This is a genomic window from Chitinophagales bacterium, from assembly GCA_020635995.1.
In the GTDB taxonomy this organism is placed as follows: Bacteria; Bacteroidota; Bacteroidia; order Chitinophagales; family UBA8649; genus JAFMKE01.
In genome coordinates this window covers 74724-92859 of record JACJYS010000004.1, presented here as the reverse complement: position 1 = coordinate 92859, position 18136 = coordinate 74724, and the positions used below count along the sequence as shown (strand labels likewise).

The 18136-nt window shown below is 31.0% G+C and carries 17 protein-coding genes; 16 read left to right on the top strand and 1 reads right to left on the bottom strand.

Features of this window, described 5'->3' with window-relative positions; translation table 11 throughout:
- Positions 1–87: 87 nt before the first annotated feature.
- From H6578_07645 to H6578_07620, 6 genes are all read left to right on the top strand, one after another.
- Complete coding sequence (locus tag H6578_07645; protein ID MCB9227021.1) at positions 88–771, top strand: SIMPL domain-containing protein; 684 nt, start codon at positions 88–90, stop codon at positions 769–771.
- A gap of 15 nt (positions 772–786) precedes the next feature.
- On the top strand, positions 787–1650 hold the full coding sequence (gene prmC, locus H6578_07640; GenBank protein ID MCB9227020.1) for a peptide chain release factor N(5)-glutamine methyltransferase: 864 nt from the start codon (positions 787–789) through the stop codon (positions 1648–1650).
- A 92-nt stretch (positions 1651–1742) separates the two neighbouring features.
- Complete coding sequence (locus H6578_07635) at positions 1743–3098, top strand: chloride channel protein (protein ID MCB9227019.1); 1356 nt, start codon at positions 1743–1745, stop codon at positions 3096–3098.
- A gap of 2 nt (positions 3099–3100) precedes the next feature.
- Positions 3101–3652, top strand: a complete 552-nt coding sequence (locus tag H6578_07630; GenBank protein MCB9227018.1) for a PhnA domain-containing protein — start codon at positions 3101–3103, stop codon at positions 3650–3652.
- Between the two features lie 155 nt (positions 3653–3807).
- Complete coding sequence (locus H6578_07625; protein MCB9227017.1) at positions 3808–4509, top strand: glycosyltransferase family 2 protein; 702 nt, start codon at positions 3808–3810, stop codon at positions 4507–4509.
- Between the two features lie 3 nt (positions 4510–4512).
- Positions 4513–5373, top strand: a complete 861-nt coding sequence (locus H6578_07620; protein ID MCB9227016.1) for an NAD-dependent epimerase/dehydratase family protein — start codon at positions 4513–4515, stop codon at positions 5371–5373.
- A gap of 16 nt (positions 5374–5389) precedes the next feature.
- Here the strand turns inward: H6578_07620 and H6578_07615 are convergent, their stop codons facing one another.
- Positions 5390–5830, bottom strand: a complete 441-nt coding sequence (locus H6578_07615) for a hypothetical protein (protein MCB9227015.1) — start codon at positions 5828–5830, stop codon at positions 5390–5392.
- 56 nt (positions 5831–5886) lie between these two features.
- Here H6578_07615 and H6578_07610 point away from each other — a divergent pair, with 56 nt between their 5' ends.
- From H6578_07610 to H6578_07565, 10 genes are all read left to right on the top strand, one after another.
- Positions 5887–6924, top strand: a complete 1038-nt coding sequence (locus H6578_07610; protein MCB9227014.1) for an AMP-binding protein — start codon at positions 5887–5889, stop codon at positions 6922–6924.
- Positions 6921–7460, top strand: a complete 540-nt coding sequence (locus H6578_07605) for a DUF1697 domain-containing protein (protein ID MCB9227013.1) — start codon at positions 6921–6923, stop codon at positions 7458–7460. The genes H6578_07610 and H6578_07605 overlap by 4 nt, the downstream gene beginning before the upstream one ends.
- 52 nt (positions 7461–7512) lie before the next feature.
- A complete protein-coding gene (locus tag H6578_07600) occupies positions 7513–9324 on the top strand; it encodes a hypothetical protein (GenBank protein ID MCB9227012.1) in 1812 nt (603 codons plus the stop codon).
- A gap of 640 nt (positions 9325–9964) precedes the next feature.
- A complete protein-coding gene (locus tag H6578_07595; GenBank protein ID MCB9227011.1) occupies positions 9965–11797 on the top strand; it encodes a hypothetical protein in 1833 nt (610 codons plus the stop codon).
- Between the two features lie 88 nt (positions 11798–11885).
- A complete protein-coding gene (locus tag H6578_07590; protein MCB9227010.1) occupies positions 11886–13340 on the top strand; it encodes an ABC transporter permease in 1455 nt (484 codons plus the stop codon).
- A 3-nt stretch (positions 13341–13343) separates the two neighbouring features.
- The gene (locus H6578_07585) at positions 13344–14687 is read left to right on the top strand and encodes an ABC transporter permease (GenBank protein MCB9227009.1); all 1344 of its coding nucleotides are present in this window, start codon (positions 13344–13346) and stop codon (positions 14685–14687) included.
- A 52-nt stretch (positions 14688–14739) separates the two neighbouring features.
- Positions 14740–16221, top strand: a complete 1482-nt coding sequence (locus H6578_07580) for a hypothetical protein (GenBank protein MCB9227008.1) — start codon at positions 14740–14742, stop codon at positions 16219–16221.
- Complete coding sequence (locus tag H6578_07575; GenBank protein ID MCB9227007.1) at positions 16221–17180, top strand: hypothetical protein; 960 nt, start codon at positions 16221–16223, stop codon at positions 17178–17180. The genes H6578_07580 and H6578_07575 overlap by 1 nt, the downstream gene beginning before the upstream one ends.
- Before the next feature lie 19 nt (positions 17181–17199).
- Positions 17200–17613, top strand: coding sequence for a hypothetical protein (locus H6578_07570; protein MCB9227006.1), 414 nt, complete (start codon positions 17200–17202; stop codon positions 17611–17613).
- 7 nt (positions 17614–17620) lie between these two features.
- On the top strand, positions 17621–18136 hold the full coding sequence (locus tag H6578_07565) for a cytochrome C biogenesis protein (GenBank protein ID MCB9227005.1): 516 nt from the start codon (positions 17621–17623) through the stop codon (positions 18134–18136).

The window sequence follows — 18136 nt, the reverse complement described above, 5'->3', positions numbered from 1 at the left end:
ACCAACGTCAGACAACGTCATTCCTGCGAAGGCAGGAATCCCGAAGTCAAATAGAAAGCAGATGAATAAGTAAAAAACAATAAAAAAATGAAAAAGTATTTAAGTATATTAATGGTATTAGCTTTGTTTACAGCAAAAGCACAAAACAACACAGCAATGGATAAAAAATATGTAGAAGTTACTGGCGTAGCCGAGCAAATGGTTACCCCAAATGAAATTTATGTTGCCATAACCCTTCAAGAAGAAAAAGATGGCAGAAAAAGAACCGTAGAAGACCAAGAAAAAGTATTAATAAACTCGCTAAAAAAGCTTGATATTGACATTAAAAACTTAAAACTTTCTGATGTGGGTTCTTATACACGCTGGGACAAAAAAACCAAGGAAAGCTTTAAACAGAAAAGTTATGAACTTAAATTAAATGATGCGTATAGTGCTTCTAAAGTTTTGTATGAGCTTAATCAGCTGGAACTGTACAGAATGTACGTAGCCAGAACAGACCACAGCGATATAGAACAAATAAGAAAAGATGTAAAAATTAATGCTGTAAAAGCAGCTAAAGAAAAAGCACAATACTTACTAAGTGCTGTAAATGAGCAACTTGGAGATGTTATTTATATTATAGAACAAGATTACGGCTACCAACCAATGTACAGAGCTATGGGCATGTCTAATGTTTCTATGGATGCGGGTGGCTATGAACCAAACCCCGATGTGGAGTTTGAAAAAATTAAAGTGCAATATAAAATTTTAGCTCGTTTTGAGATAAAATAGGAAGATGCTCAACTAATGAAAAAACAAATAATCGCTAAGCAAAAGTTTATAGATGATTTTGTAGATGCACTAAAACCTATTTATTATAAACAAGAAGCCATTCAAATACTAAAAGCGTTGCTTTTTGATGTTTTTAATATAGAATACTACAAAATTGTAGCCAATAATAGCATTGAACTAACTGAAAACCAGTTAAAAGAGTTTAATCAAATAATCAAAAGATTATTGCAGCATGAGCCATACGAATACATAGTAGAAAATGCTCATTTTTATGGAATGGATTTATATGTCAACAAAAACGTACTCATTCCCCGCCCCGAAACAGAAGAACTTGTTAATTTAATAGTTCAAGACCACCATAAAGAACATCATGGTTTAGATATTTTAGATATTGGCACAGGAAGCGGATGTATAGCATTGGCACTTGCCAATAGATTTTATCCCTCCAATGTTTGGGCTATTGAAAAAAGCAAAGAAGCTATTGCCGTTGCCAAAAAAAGTGATACTTTCTATCAAACAAAAATCCATTTTAAAAAAGGAAATATCTTTTATTGGAAAAAAATGAAATTGCCAAAATTTGATATAATAGTAAGCAATCCACCGTACATACCGGAAGCTGAGAAAAAACTAATGCACAAAAATGTTTTAATGTATGAACCACATACTGCCTTATTTGTAAAAAATGAAAATCCTTTAAAATTCTATAATGCCATTGCCGATTTAGCTCTTGTTTATCTAAAACCTAATGGCAAATTGTACTTTGAATGTAATGAATTTAATGCCAATGATGTGGCAGACATGCTTTTAGACAAAGGTTTTAAAAATGTTAGTACTAATACCGACTTACAAGGAAAAGATAGAATGGTAAGGGCGTACTAATATTAATTAAACTTAGGTTATTATTATCAATTTGCATTAAAGTATCATAAATTTGCACTGTGCAGTTTAAAAGCATTGAACATAAAGTAAAAATTTGGTTTGAAAAACTCAAGCAATATGCAAAACTCGGTTTTGACCAAATAAATAATGCTAAGTTAAAATACAATATACTTCATGCTATACCGTTTTGGGCAGGAGCATTTGTTTGTGGTATTATTGCCGTATTTTATGCTAAATTATTTGACTTTGTAGAAATATTTCGCGAACATCTTTTTTCTTTAAATCCCTATATCTTATTTGCACTTTCTCCTATAGCTTTTATTGCTGCGTGGTGGGTAGTTAAAAAATGGGCACCGTACTCAAAAGGAAGTGGTATTCCTCAAGTAACTGCCGCTATTGAACTCAACAACCATAAGCATAAAGATTTAGTAGATAAATTGTTAGGTCTTAGAGTTGCTATAGTTAAAATGCTTTCAAGTTTATTACTATTATTGGGTGGTGGTTTTATAGGCAGAGAAGGTCCTACTATTCAAATATCAGCATCTATTTTTAAAAAAATAAATGATATTTTACCAGAGTGGTATCCTAAAATATCAAGAAGCAATATGATAATAACAGGAGCTGCCGCTGGACTTGCTGCCGCATTTAACACCCCTTTAGGTGGAATTGTTTTTGCCATTGAAGAACTTACAAAAACGCATTTCAACTATTTTAAATCGGCTTTACTTACGGGCGTTATTATAGCAGGTATCACGGCTTTGGGTATTTTGGGACCGTATTTATACATAGGCGACCCTAAAATTTCGCAATATAGTTTTTCTATTGTTATGCCGGTTATTGCCCTTGCTATTATTACAGGTTTGTTGGGCAGCATAATGGGCAAAATGATAATTTCTCTCTCCAATTTTAGAAAACAACACTTAAATAAATGGCAAAATATTGTTTTTCTTATCGTTAGCGGCTTGGTTATAGCAAGTTTTGCTTATTTCATAAATTCTGATGTATTAGGTTCCGGCAAAAAAATGATGGTTGATAGTTTATTTACAGACGATAAAACCATACATTGGTACTACCCTTTTATAAGAATAATAGGTTCTGTCATTTCTTTTTCAAGTGGTGCAGCCGGTGGTATTTTTGCTCCTTCATTAAGTACAGGTGCAGGTTTAGGTGCTGTTTTTTCGCAGTTTTTAGACTTAACTACAGGAGAAGCTAATTTACTTATTCTATGTGGTATGACGGGATTTTTAACCGCTATAACCCGAAGTCCTTTTACAGCTTGTATTTTAGTAATAGAAATGACCAATAGCCATATTGTTATATTTTACATTATGTTTACAGCTTTAATTTCAAATATTACTGCTGTATCTGTAAGTTCAAAATCATTTTACGACACCTTAAAGCACCAATATATAAACGATTTACACCAAAATAATAAAACAAATAAATAAAAATGAGTTTAGAAAAAGAATTAGCAGAACGCAGTGGAAATTCATGCGAGCTTTGTAAAAACACCGAAAATTTAAGTGCTTATATTATCCCTCCAAGTACGGAATCTGTTCTACACAATGCTATAAATATATGCGATACTTGCAAAACCCAAATTGAAAATAAACAGTTTGATGAAACGCATTGGCATTGCCTAAATGATAGTATGTGGAGTGAAATTCCTGCTGTGCAGGTTATGAGTTATAGGCTACTGCACCAGCTACACAAGCAAGATTTATTAGACATGATGTATATGGATGATGAAACAAGAAAATGGGCTTTATCTGCAATGAACGAAAGTGGAGAACAACATATAGATGCCAATGGTAATGTACTTCAAAATGGCGATAAAGTTGTATTAACGCAAACTTTAAATGTAAAAGGCAGTAGTGTTTCGGCTACCAAAGGTACTGTAGTTCATAATATTAGATTAGTGCAGGACAACCACGAACAAATAGAAGGAAAAATTGATGGACAAACCATAGTTATTCTAACTAAATATTTACGCAAAAATTAATTGTAGGTTGAAACGTTTGAGTAAGTTTAATTTATGCATATTCAACAAAAAAAATGCTACTTTGGTTATTGATTAATATCAAATCAATAACTTTATATTGTGAAAACACATTTGAACTATTACATTTTAAAAAATAATAAAACAAAAATTAGATTATGACAGAACTTACTATTGTAATTTTATGTTATAGGTCTGAAGAACAAGTTTTATCTTTTGCAAGGAAAGTTAAAAACATAGCCTTAAGTTTAACCTCTAATTCAGAAATAGTATTGGTGGGAAACTATATTGAAGGTTCAAATGATAAAACAAAACTATATATACAACAATTAGTAGCTGAAGATAAAATATATAAATCTGTATGCAAGCCAAAAGAAGGTATGATGGGTTGGGACATGAAAGAGGGTTTACAAATGGCAACAGGCAAGTATTTATGTGTTATAGATGGCGATGGACAATTCCCAATAGAAAGTATTGAAAAGTGTTATAAATTAATTAAAGGTGGAAATTATGGTTTAGTGAAAACATATAGAGAGAAAAGAAATGATGGATTTTATAGAAAAACTATTTCTTTTGTGTATAATAACTTGTTTTCTCTGTTGTATCCTAAAATAAAATCTAAAGATGTAAACTCTAAACCCAAAATTTTTACACGTGAAGTTTATGAACAGCTAAATTTAACTTCTGATGACTGGTTTATAGATACAGAAATAATGATTCGTTTAGTTGAAATTGATTCTAATTACATAGAATTTCCAATTGAGTTTTATGATTTACAAGGAAGAGCCTCTTTTGTTAAATTTTCTGCCATAATAGAATTCCTCCGCAACCTTATTCACTTTAGGTTTAACAGAAAGTAAATAATGAAAAAGAAAATTTTTATTACGGGCATAAGCTCTCCTATAATGCTTAATTTAATTAATCTTATTCAGTTATCGGAATACGAAATTATTGGTCTAACTCGCAAAAGAGAATTGAGTTTGAACAATGTAACTGTTTTACACGGAGATTTACAAGAACTTAATAATTATGATGAAATAATAAAAGAGTGTGATATTATTATACATGCAGCAGCAATAACACATTCTCATAACAAAGAAGAATATTTTGAAATTAACTATAAAGCTACAGAGTATTTATGCAAAATGATAGATCTTAAAAAGGAAGTTAAATTTGTATTTATAAGTAGCAATACTGCAAATAAAAATAGTGGAGAATACGCCCAAAGTAAGTTTTTAGCTGAAAAAGCCATTAAAAAATATTGTAGTAATTATTTAATACTCCGCCCTTCAGAAATATATGGTTCAAAAAGTAAAGAAGGTATAGAAGATATAATAACAAAGGTTAAAACTAAAAAAATACTGTTTTACCCCAATAAAATCCCTTCAAAATTTAGTCCTATTCATATTCAAGATGCTACTAATTATATTTTTCATGAAATATTTGAAAAATCAACTAATAAAAACCAAACAATTTCTATAAACGGAAATGAATTATTTTCATTTTACGAACTATATGCTTTAGCTGAAAAAACTTTCAAAACAAAAAAAATTAAAATTTCAATCCCTTATTTTTTGATGAAATTTATAGACATTTCATTAAACACTTTTCCTTTAAAAATGGGAATTTACCCCGACCAAATTAAGCGATTATATGGAATTAAATCTATTGATGAGAACTTAAATTTTAACAAGTATAATTTAAAGAACTATTTGTTAGAATAGGCAACCCAATCTCCCCCTAATAATCCGTACCGTTTAACGATAATACGTATTCGTTAATTTGAATTTCTTTTAATTTTTCAGAGCCTAAATTTAAAACTGAACTTATATCAAAAGTCATGTTTTCTTTTAATAATGCTTTACATTTATCATCTTTTGTTTTATGTAGCAAGGCAAATTTCATAACGCCCGCATCGCGTACCATACCGTCTGTTACTAAACTAAACACATGTGGTTTTACACACCCTCCGCTATATTCAACATCTACAAAAAGCTGTCCCTCTTGAAGTTTTACGCCTTTTAACCTATACAGTAAATCTCCTCTTTCTATATCATTCATATTTATAATAGCAAAATCGTAAATAGGTTTTGAAACGGATGCCGTTTTTGCAATTTGTTTGGTTTGGCACGACTGCAATACAGGTATTAAAGCAAGCAATATGTATAAAATCAACTTCATAATAACAGTGGTTTAGCTAATACTATATTACGCAATATCACTAATTTTGTACACCAATGAATGTAAAAGATTTCAACATACTATACCTAAATGGCAATAAATTGGAGCTGTTTAGTTCTAATTTTAATCTGAAAAACAACACTTTAGATAAAAATGTTGTACTGTTTATAAATCAATGGATTAACAGCAAGAATTACATCATTGTAGAAACATCCGGCTCTACCGGCAAGCCTAAATCCATTAAAATACTAAAGCAGTATATGCTTGAAAGTGCTAAAATGACTTGTCAATATTTTTCATTGCAAGAAAAAGATAACGCCCTACTTTGTATGTCGGCAAAGCATATAGGAGGCATGATGATGATAGTTAGAGCTATTTATGCTAAAATGAATTTAATTGTTGTTTCTCCTTCTGCTAATCCGCTAAAAGATATAGATACACCCATAGATTTTTTAGCAATGGTGCCTTATCAAGTAAACAAAACTTTAGAACAAAATACCGAAAAACTACAAAAAGTAAAAAAACTTATCATTGGTGGTGGCACAATAAACTACTCCCTTGAACAAAAAATTATTAAACATCAAATAAGTGCTTTTCACACTTTTGGAATGACAGAAACCATTAGCCACATAGCAATTAGAAATATTCAAAAAGGAAAAATATTCCATTGTTTGAAAGGCATATCCGTAGCTAAAAATAAAGATAATAGTTTAGTGATAAATGCACCAACTATTGGACAAGCCCATTTAGAAACTAACGATATTATAGAATTAATAGATGCCCATTCTTTTATTTGGAAAGGAAGAAAAGATTTTGCCATAGAAAGTGGTGGTGTTAAAATGCACCCCGAAATGATAGAACAAAAATTAGCATCATTTATCAGCAATAGATTTTTAGTTTCCTCGCTACCGGATGATAATTTTAACAACAAACTAATTTTAATAATAGAAGGCAAAAAAGTGAATTTACCTAAGCAGATATTTAACGCACTTGACAAATATGAGCAACCTAAAGAAGTTTTTTTTATTGATAAATTTGTAGAAACAGAAAGTGGCAAAATAAATAGATTTAAAACAACTGAATTAATAAAATGATAAAATATATTGCTCTTTTAAGAGGTATAAATGTGGGAGGACACAAAAAAATATTAATGGCAGATTTAAAACAACTGCTTAAAAACTGTGGCTTTAAAAATATAACTACTTATATACAAAGTGGAAATATCATTTTTGAAACAGCTATAACCAACAAACAAGAGATTATTGCTTTAATTGAAAACGCTATTCAAAAAAAATATGGATTTGAAGTTCCTGTTATTCTAAAGACTGTAGAAGAATATAAGCAAGCCGTAGCCAACAATCCTTTTTATAAAAATAATGAAGACATAAACACACTACATTTAACTTTTTTAAGTGCCCTACCCTCTAATGAAGATAAAGAACTAACAAACTCATATAATTTTGCTACGGATAAATTTATTATTTTAAATGATTACATATACTTATATATAGCGGGCAAATATCACGAAACCAAACTGAGTAATAAGTTTTTTGAAACTAAACTTAAACTACAAACCACCACCCGAAATTGGAAAACAGTATTAAAACTATTAGAACTTTCTTCAAACTAACAGTAAACTATTAATTTCATTTTTATTTTATCTTTATCCCTAATTTTAAACTATGAAAAAACTTTTCTTCCTTATCAGCATATCGTTGGTTTTAGTAGCTTGTAATAATTCTACAGAAAAAAACAATACTGAAAACACGGCAAATAATATAGCAGAACAGCCCTACAGCGGAAATAAAACAAGCAACAACGTTATTATACACGAACTTAGCGACCCCGACAAACTGAATCCATTAACCTCTCAAGGAGCCGGTAGCAATTATATAGAGCACGCTATTTTTATGTATTTATTAGATATTGATAAAGAAAAAATGGTAGTAACGCCCTGGCTGGCTAAAGAACTACCTACTATTACAGAATTTGAAGAAGGTCCGTACAAACTTAAAATAGATTATGAAATTAGACCAGAAGCAGTTTGGGACAACGGAACACCCGTAACTGCTTATGACGTTGATTTTAGTTTTAAAACTACCAAAAATCCTCATGTAGATGCCGAACACCAACGCCCTTACATTGATTTTGTTTATAAAATAGATATTGACAAAGAAAATCCTAAAAAATTTAGTTTTTATACCAACGAAAAACATTATGCCGCTGAGTTTTCAAGCGGTGGAATTAACTTTATAATACCGGAATATATATATGACCCTCAACAGATTATGAGAAACTACACCTTAGAACAACTAAGTGATAAAAACTCATTAGAAAAAATTAAAAACGACAAAAATTTAATAGCTTTTGCCAAAGAGTTTAATAGCGAAAAATTTCAGAGAGAAAGCGGTTATATAGTAGGCTGTGGTCCTTATAAATTTGAAAAATGGATAACAGGACAAAGAGTAGAATTAACAAAAAAAAAAAATTGGTGGGGAGAAAAATTTGTAGGACAAAATGGGTTTAGCAATTATCCCGATAAATTGACCTACGAAATTATAAACGACCAAATTACAGCCATCACCGCAATGAAAGATGAGCAAATAGACATTATGCGTAGCATGCCTCCTTATGATTACAACGAACTAAAAAAAGACAAAAACTTTAACAGTAAATATTTTATGTTTGACGAAGACTTTTTATCCTATACATATATAGGTGTAAATATGCGTCATCCTATTTTAAAAGATAAAAAGGTAAGAAAAGCTATAGCTCACTGTGTTAATGTACCTCAAATAATAGAAATACTACAATATGGCTACGGAAAAACAATGGCAAGTTTTATACACCCCAGCAAAAAAGAATATAATACCGATTTAAAACCCTACGATTTTGATTTAAGCGAGGCAAAAGAATTACTAACAGAAGCCGGTTGGACAGATACCGACAATGACGGTATATTAGATAAAGAAATAAACGGCAAAAAAGTACCTTTAAAAATTAGTATAAAATACAACTCCGGCAATGCAGTAAGAGAAAAAGTATGTCTATTCCTTAAAGAAAATGCCAAAAAAGTAGGTATAGATATAGAAATAAAAGTTAGAGAATGGTCGGTGTATTTAGATGAATGTAAAAATCACGATTTTGATTTGTATGTATTAGGCTGGGTGCAAGAAGCCATACTAAACGACCCTAAACAACTATTCCATACCGAAGCGTATAACGGTGGCAGCAATTATCCGGGTTTTGGAGATGCTTATACCGATAAACTTATTGAAGACTTAAGAAAAGAAATGGACGAAACTAAAAGAAATGAGATGTTTAAAGAACTTCAAGCTATAGTACAAGATGAAGTTCCGTACATTTTATTATTCTCTCCCGATAATTTATTGAGCATAAACAAAAGATTTGGTAATGCCAAAGCGTATGTAGCTCGCCCCGGCTACGAAGAAAGAGAACTTAAACTTAGTCCGTATAAAGGAGCTTTGCAGTAATATCACACTCGCAATTTCCAAATTCCCTCATTTCCAAATTATCTAATCATCTAAAAATATAGACGAACCAACAGATACACGTCTTTGCGAGAAAATTATGACGGAGGAGTAATTTTTGTGGCAATCTCAAACAAGTAAGAGATTACTTCTTCGTTCCGTTTCACTACACTCATCGTAAAGACGTACGAGATAGAAAACACCTCCCTTAAAATCGTCATTGCCGCAAAAGCGGTAATCCCTTACAATAAAACTGTGCTAATAGACATTGAGATACCTGCCTTCGCAGGCATGACGTACAATATAGAAAAACTTTCCTCAAAACGTCATTGCCGCAGAGGCGGCAATCCCAATTTCCTCATTTTCAAATTAAATAATCAACTACTCTTCATGGCATCTTAGCAACTTTGCAAGAAACTAATCAACTAACAAGCTACCCAGCTCTTTACACAAGATAGTGATAATTTTTCATTCTTTAAAATTTCTACCATGTTCTGTAGTGCTGAGTTATTGATATTAATACAAATAATGAAGAATTATAAACATTTTTATTCCCTTCTCACACTTATCTAAACATTAATCCTTGTATTTTATTTAATTTTAGTAATTTAGCACACTAATTTTTTTACGTAAAATTTTAAACATGTTAAACCAAAAAAACTTATTGAAATCTTTTTTAATTTTACCAGTAGTCGCACTAATGTTCAGCTGTGGTGGAAATTCATCTTCAAGCAATGGAGATGGCACATCTACAGTAGTAAGCAAAAGAGTCGGAGTAAATGATGTATTTGTACATTTAAGTGCCGATTTAGACAAAATAAACCCCGTTACCTCTACCAGTGCCAACTCATCATTAGTAGAAAGATTTATATTTTATAACTTACTTGAAATAGACCCAAAAACATTAGAGTTAGTACCCGTAGTAGCTAAAAGCAGACCAGAAATAGTACCTGCTACCGTAAATGTTTATGGAAAAGATAAAGAAGGTTTAACCATAACTTACGAAATTAGAGATGAAGCCAAATGGGACGATGGAACACCAATAACTGCCGATGACTTTATTTTTACCGTTAAAGTAATTAAAAATCCAAAAGTTGATGCAGAACACGCAAGACCTTATTTTGATTTTATTTATGACATAAAAGTAGATCCAACTAACAATAAGAAATTTACAATCTATACAAAAGATACTTATATTCTTTCAGAATCTTCAAGTTCTTCGCCATTATTACCTAAGCATTTATACGATAAAAATGGTTTAATGGATAAATTTAGTTTAGTTGATTTAGGAAATCCGGCTAAAAAAACAGAACTTGCTGGAAATAAAGACATTATAGCTTTTGCAGAGCAATTTAATGGAGAAAATTACTCAAGAAATCCAGAATTTATTTCGGGTTGTGGGCCATACAAACTAAAAGAATGGAGCACAGGACAAAGAGTAATATTAGAGAAAAAACAAGACTGGTGGGGAAATGATTTAGTAGGAAAAGTAACCAGATTTGACAACTATCCAGATAGATTAGTTTATGAAATAATAGTAGATAACACTACTGCCGTTACCGCTATGAAAGATGAAAGTATAGATGTAATGGACTATATTCCTTCTAAAGATTTTGTAGGTTTACAAGAGAACAAACAATTTTTAGATTTATACTCATTACACACACCTATTGCTCCTGCGTATAGTTATATTGGTTTAAACTTAAAAAATCCAAAGTTGGCAGACAAAAAAGTAAGAAAAGCTTTAGCTATGGCTTTAGATTATGAAACTATTAAAAACGTAATAGCTTATGGTTTTTCTGAAAGAACAATAGGTCCTGTGCACCCAAACAAACCATATTATAACAAAAATATTACACCTTATCCTTACGATTTAAACAAAGCTAAAGAATTATTAGACGAGTCTGGTTGGGTAGATGCAGATGGCAATGGCGTGAGAGAAAAAGAAATAAATGGCAAAAAAGTAGAGCTAAAATTAACATACCTACTGCCGGCAGGAAGCGAAGCTGGAGAAAACATTGCTTTAATGCTTAAGAATAATATGGCTAAAGTAGGTGTTCAAATAGATATAGTTCAAAAAGAATGGACAGTATTTTTAGACCAAATAAAATCTCACGATTTTGAAATGACATCTTTAAGCTGGGTTATGCCTTCTACTCTTAGTGATTTCAAACAAATTTGGCATACAGATTCTTATAATGGTGGTAGCAATTATGTAGGTTTTGGAGATGCTTATACTGATGAGCTAATTGAAAAAATACGCTACGAAATGGATGAAGAAAAACGTAATGCTATGTATATGGAGTTTCAAGAAATACTACATGAAGAAGTACCATACATATTTATGTTTACACCTAAAAATAAAATGGCTTTCCACAAACGTTTTGATAATGCCAATGCATATTTAGAACGTCCGGGACATTTTGAAGCAGAATTTAAACTAAATCCTAATTTTGGTGCTACAGCAGCACAATAACCAGCCGTTTTAAACTATGTTTAAATACATTCTCAAAAGGATATTATATTTTATTCCTACGTTATTTATTATAACACTCTTAACATTTATGCTAAGTCAGGCTGCTCCTGGCGACCCTGTAGAAACACGATTGCAAGGAGGTATGCAAGGTCAAAACGCAGGCATGAATGAAAAACAAGCCGGTGAAGAAGCTTATATAGCCATGAGTAAAAAATTGGGCTTAGACCTCCCTCCTTTTTACTTTTCTATCACTTCGCAGGCTATGCCTAAAGATTTGTATAATATTTACAGAAAAAAAGAAAGAGAAAATCTTGAAAGATTAATAGATGAATATGGAAACTGGAGTGAAATACATCCTTATTATCTTTCTATAAAAGAGTTTGAAAAAACACTTTTTAAGGTAGAAAGAAATGATTTCACTTATGAGAATTTAAAAATACTAAAAGAAGGAATCAACAACTTATTAGTAAGCTATGAAGATGTAGATGTTAGCCACGAGCTATCTGCTATGAAAGAAGCTATTAATACTGTTAATACCGTACAAATAGATAGTGTAAATTCTAAACAAGTTAATTTCTTTTATGGAGCCCCTTTAGCGGCATTTAATACCGTAGAAAGTAACTACAATGCTGTAAAAGAGAAAGCTACACCTTCTAAAACCAAAATTCCTGCTTTAAAATGGATAGGAACTAATAATCAATATCATGTGTGGCTGTTTGGAAATGCTCCTTGGTTTAAAAAATCGGAAGATGTAAGTTTGAAAAAAGGATTTATTAGAGGCGATTTTGGCGAATCTTTCTTAGACGGCAGACCTGTATCTTCTATTATTAAAGATGCTTTACCTATTACCTTAGGTTTAAATTTAATAGCCGTACTAATTTCTTATACTTTTTCAATATTTTTAGGTGTATATCAATCTAAAAGAAAAGATTCTACTTCCGATAGAATAATATCAATTATCAACTTTATACTATACTCCTTACCAAGTTTTTGGGTGGCTACTATATTTATAGTATATTTTACTACATCAGAATACGGCATGGACTGGTTTCCAACCTACGGTTTATTCTCTAATAATCTACCCGAAGATGCCGGATTTTGGGAAACAACTAAAGATTTAGGAGCACACATTATTTTGCCTTTAATTTGTATGGTTTATGGTTCTTTTGCTTATGTTTCTCGCCAAATGAGAGGAAGTATGCTAAGCGTTTTAAGACAAGATTATATAAGAACAGCTGTAGCCAAAGGTTTGCCGGATAAAACCGTAACATGGAAACACGCTTTTAGAAACTCATTAATACCTATTATTACCATGTTTGCGGGTTTTTTCCCAATGATGATAAGCGGTTCAGTAGTTTTAGAAGTAATATTTTCAATACCGGGAATGGGGCGTGTAGGTTTTGATGCTGTAATGGCAAGAAACTATCCTGTGCTGTTTACTGTATTAATATTTTCGGCAGTGTTAACAATGGTAGGTGTGCTGGTAGCAGATATTTTATATTCTGTAGCTGACCCACGTATTTCATTTACTAAAAAGAAGTAACAAATGAGTAACTTGGATAATAATAAAGAAGAAATTGAAGTTACAACGAATGAAACTGTTGTAGAACAAGCAAAACACGAAGACCAAAGCTATTGGGCAATAGTGAAACGTCAGTTTAAAAAGAACAGAGTGGCCGTTTGGTCGCTTCGTTTTATGATTTTAATTGCTATGATTGCTTTACTTGCCGATTTTTTAGCTAACGAAAAACCCTTAATGTGCAAGTATGAGGGAAATACTTATTTTCCTGTATTTAGAGAATATATCGTTGATTTTGGCGGTTCGTGGCCTAAAGAATTAAGTAGTATTGTAGATTGGAAAACCACAAAATTTGACTATGCAATATGGGCTCCTGTTCCCTACGGGCAAAGTGAAACAGATTTTGCTAATGCCAATTATGTAAGTCCTTTGGCTAAACAAAATGTAAAAAGCCTACGCTGGTGGCATTGGCTTGGCACAGACGAAATAGGCAGAGATGTAATGAGCGGCATGATACACGGAACACGAATTGCTATGATGGTAGGTGTGGTTTCTATGAGTATAGCTTCATTAATAGGTATTTTTATGGGTGCCATGGCAGGATACTTTGGCGATGAAAAACTTAAAGCTTCGCTTTCAAGTATTATTTTGTTTATTGTAAGTTTACCCTTAGCGTTTTTCTATGGTTTTCAAGTAAGGTCTTACACGATTAGCGATGCTTTTAGCAATTCCATTTTAAGTGCCTTAGGACAAATTATTATTGGACTTGTAATTTTCTTTATCATTATAGCCGTAGGTCAGTTGTTGGCTAAATTGATAGATAAAATATTAAAAGCTAAACCTGCTATAAATGTTCCTATTGATATAATTGTTTCAAGAGTAATAGAAATTTTATTATCTGTACCAAGTTTGCTTTTAATTATGTCAATAGTTGCCATTGCTAAACCATCTATAATGCTGGTAATGGTAATAATAGGAGCTACTTCGTGGACGGGGATAGCCCGATTTACCAGAGGAGAATTACTGCGAGTAAGAAGTTTAGAATATATTGAAGCCGCTCAAAGTTTAGGATACAGCGAATGGCGTACTATTTTTAGACATGCTATTCCTAACTCATTAGCTCCGGTATTAATTGCTATAGCTTTTGGTGTGGCTGGTGCTATTCTTACCGAGTCGTTTTTATCATTTTTAGGAATAGGTGTAGAAGCAGAAGTACAAACTTGGGGAAAATTATTGTCATTAGCACGTAAAAACTTTAGTGCATGGTGGTTAGCTTTAGCTCCCGGTTTTGCTATATTTATTACCGTAACTATATACAATTTAATGGGCGAAGGACTAACAGATGCCTTAGATCCAAGATTAAAACAATAATAAGCTACTACGCTACTTGTTTTATTGTTATATTTAAACCAAAATTTTAGCTGTGTTAACTTTTTCAGCCAACAATAAAATATTATTTATATCAACTTTAATAGTTGCGTTGCTTTGTTTTAGTACAGCAAAAGCTCAAAATGTAAATGTATCAAGTGGAATAAAACTAACTAATAAAGCTCCTAAATTTAGAATAGCCGGTAAGCTAAACAATAGATATTTAGCAGAAAGATATAAGGATAATTATCACATACTTGATGTATATAATGGATATTTAAAACTACAAAGTAGTAAAACAATTCCTATACAAAGCAATGAGTATATAAAAAAACTGTGGATAAATCCACAGCAATCGTGGCTTATAAAACTTAACCACAGCAATAATTATAGCACCATAAATGCTCTGCAACTTGACGATAAAATAAGATTTGCAGACAAACCCATAGTAATTGATACTTTAAGAGAAAAAAGTGATTTGCTAAATAATAATTTACGCACCCAGCTTTCATTAGATGAAAATTTAATATTATTCTACACACCTATTTTTGAAAATGGCAGTATAAAATCTTTTTATACCAAAGTTGTTAATAACAAACTTGAAACCGTAGCTTCAAAATACCTTACAGATAACTATTTGATAAATCAATATTTTGTAGATGTTTTTCTTTTAAACGATGGCAGTTATGTTTTTATAACCACAAATGACCGAGAAAGCGACAATGCTGATTATTTTATTACTTATATAAAAAATGGACAAGTAAAAACATCTGTTTACAACCCGATACAAGATGTTTTTAAAAAAATAGAATTTGAAATTGATTACAAAACTAATAGCTTGATAGCCAGTGGTTTTTATAGAGAACCCAAGGAAAACAAAAGAGATAATACAGGTGCATCAAAGTTATTTGTTACTAAAATAGACTTAAATAATTTTGAAACAACTTATACCGACATTGCTCCAATAACAGAAAGTTTTTACAACAAACTAACAGGCAAAGCCAGTGAAACTACTCCCCCACAGCTCTATACTTTTTATATAAATAATATTATTCCTAAAAATGATGGAGGATGTTTGGTACTTGCCGAATCGTATTTTAAAAATGAAGAAGAATCTCTAAACAATTACTATTTTTCTGTTAGCGGAATGAATACTTACTCTTCAAGTACTATTTATAATTTTAATGATATTTTGGTTTACAATGTAGATAGCAATGGCATAATAGACAAAGAAAACATTGGTATTATTAGAAAAAAGCAAATTTCTACAAATGATAATGGTAGTTACTCATCTTTTTATACCGCCAATTTACAAAATGAGCTACAGCTCATTTATTTAGATGAAATAGATAATGAAGGACAATTATTAGCAGAAAGTATAGAGCCCCATGAAGATTCAAAAAACAAAGTAGTTATGAATATTGGAGGCAATGAGGTAGTGCCTATTGTAAAAATGAGTATGCAAACTGCTCCAAACGAAATTTTAATTCCCAGCATGAGCAGAAGTAAGTTTAAGCTAATAAAACTCGTGTTTTAATGCTATTCATATTTAACAGGCAATACTCTTTTTTTGCCGTTATTTTAATTTTTACAGCTTTAACCTTATTGCATTTTTTATTGCCCAATAATATTGACTATCATATTTTTTGGCAAAATAGTTTTTTTTCATCAGACTTTTCAATGAGTCCATTTTTAGCTAAAATAATTAGCTTTATTTTAATAGCATTTCAAAGTGTATTAATATTCCATATTACTAATTCCATTAGACAAATAGACCAATATAGTTTTATATTTACTTGGCTATTTGTGTTTTTAATACATACATTCCCTGAGTTTTATACGCTATCGCCAGCCTTAGTTGCTAATACTTTGCTTCTATTTTCTATTTTTCTTTTCTACAAAAATCAAGAAGGATATGCTAACACTTACATTTTTTATATAGGCTTTATACTCGGCATCTCATTTTTAATATGGACACCTTCCATTTTCTTTTTGCCATTTTTTATAATTTTCTTTTTTCATTACAATAAATTATCACTAAAAGTATTTAATATCCTATTATTTTCAATAGCTGTCCCTATTTTAAATTTTTACTTTATTAGCTATTTATGGTTTAAATATCTACCACCAATAAATTTAAAATTTGCCCTCAATATTTTAAGCAATAAAAGTATAGTTAACTATTTACCATCTGTTTTTCTACTCATTTTTATTTTAATAGGCCTATTTAATACCACAGTGCTTGCCAAAAAAATTAACCAAAGTGGCAGGCTGTTTTTTAATAGCATATTATCGGCTTCCATTATCTTTTTAGTACTCATATTTTTCAATACCGGCTCATTTATCAATAGCTTTATTATACTGTGTTTTCCTGCCAGTGTTTATTTAGGATTGGCTATTAACATAATTAAACGCCCAATTGTTTCGGAATTAATACATTTAACAATAATTTTGCTGGCAACATTTAATTGCATAATTTACGCTATTGATTTCTAAACTGTCATATACAATCACATTGCTTTTTGTAATATTAACTAAAGTAGCTTTTTTGCAAGAGTTAGCTCCTGTTAATTGGCATTTTAGTTATAACAATGAACAGAACTTAATAATAGCTGAAGCAAAAATAGATAGTGGCTGGTATTTGTATAGTCAAATTCAAAATGAAGATGGTCCTATACCTACTGCTTTTTATTTAGAAAATAACAATGGGGAGTTTGAACAGATGTTTGCCAATAGAAATTCAGACTATGTAAAAAACGATTATGATGAAATGTTTGAAACAACGCTTACAAAATTTTATACTGAAGTAACATTTTCTATAAAACCCTTAAACGAAAACTATAAAAATGGCTATGTAGAGTTTATGTGTTGCGATAATACTAAATGTTTACCACCAAAAAAAATATATTTTAACTTAAACAAAAATTAAATACATTATGAAAACCACTTTTTTTACCTTGATATGTTTATTAGCATTTAGCTTATATTCTTGCACTAATGCACCAAAACAAGAGAACGAAACCGAAATAGTTGTAGAAGAAGACAATGCAGACGAAATACAAATATTAGATCCTGTAAAATGGGATTATTCATCAGAAAAATTAGCAGACAATCAATACAAAATTACTTTTAATGCCAATATTGATGAACATTGGTATGTTTATTCTAACAATATAGAAGATGATGGACCGATACCTACTACTATTAATTATGATGAAAATGAAATAATAGACCAAGTAGAAAATGTAGAAGAAAGCGGTGTGGTAGAAAAAGATGGTTATGACGAGCTTTTTGATATGGATATTAAAAAATTTGGTACAGGAGCTACTTTCTCTCAAGTTTTTACTACAAAAGGAACAGGAACGGTAACCGGATATTTAGAATATATGACTTGCGATTCTATACAATGTTTATTTCCGGACCCTATTGAGTTTACTATAGAAGTAGAATAA

What these genes read in the sequence shown, in the direction of transcription:
- H6578_07645 (MCB9227021.1), top strand. Translation starts at nt 88, where the DNA reads ATGAAAAAGTATTTAAGTATATTAATGGTATTAGCTTTGTTTACAGCA.
- prmC (MCB9227020.1), top strand. Translation starts at nt 787, where the DNA reads ATGAAAAAACAAATAATCGCTAAGCAAAAGTTTATAGATGATTTTGTA.
- H6578_07630 (MCB9227018.1), top strand. Translation starts at nt 3,101, where the DNA reads ATGAGTTTAGAAAAAGAATTAGCAGAACGCAGTGGAAATTCATGCGAG.
- H6578_07625 (MCB9227017.1), top strand. Translation starts at nt 3,808, where the DNA reads ATGACAGAACTTACTATTGTAATTTTATGTTATAGGTCTGAAGAACAA.
- H6578_07620 (MCB9227016.1), top strand. Translation starts at nt 4,513, where the DNA reads ATGAAAAAGAAAATTTTTATTACGGGCATAAGCTCTCCTATAATGCTT.
- H6578_07615 (MCB9227015.1), bottom strand. Translation starts at nt 5,830, where the DNA reads ATGAAGTTGATTTTATACATATTGCTTGCTTTAATACCTGTATTGCAG.
- H6578_07610 (MCB9227014.1), top strand. Translation starts at nt 5,887, where the DNA reads ATGAATGTAAAAGATTTCAACATACTATACCTAAATGGCAATAAATTG.
- H6578_07605 (MCB9227013.1), top strand. Translation starts at nt 6,921, where the DNA reads ATGATAAAATATATTGCTCTTTTAAGAGGTATAAATGTGGGAGGACAC.
- H6578_07600 (MCB9227012.1), top strand. Translation starts at nt 7,513, where the DNA reads ATGAAAAAACTTTTCTTCCTTATCAGCATATCGTTGGTTTTAGTAGCT.
- H6578_07595 (MCB9227011.1), top strand. Translation starts at nt 9,965, where the DNA reads ATGTTAAACCAAAAAAACTTATTGAAATCTTTTTTAATTTTACCAGTA.
- H6578_07590 (MCB9227010.1), top strand. Translation starts at nt 11,886, where the DNA reads ATGCTAAGTCAGGCTGCTCCTGGCGACCCTGTAGAAACACGATTGCAA.
- H6578_07585 (MCB9227009.1), top strand. Translation starts at nt 13,344, where the DNA reads ATGAGTAACTTGGATAATAATAAAGAAGAAATTGAAGTTACAACGAAT.
- H6578_07575 (MCB9227007.1), top strand. Translation starts at nt 16,221, where the DNA reads ATGCTATTCATATTTAACAGGCAATACTCTTTTTTTGCCGTTATTTTA.
- H6578_07565 (MCB9227005.1), top strand. Translation starts at nt 17,621, where the DNA reads ATGAAAACCACTTTTTTTACCTTGATATGTTTATTAGCATTTAGCTTA.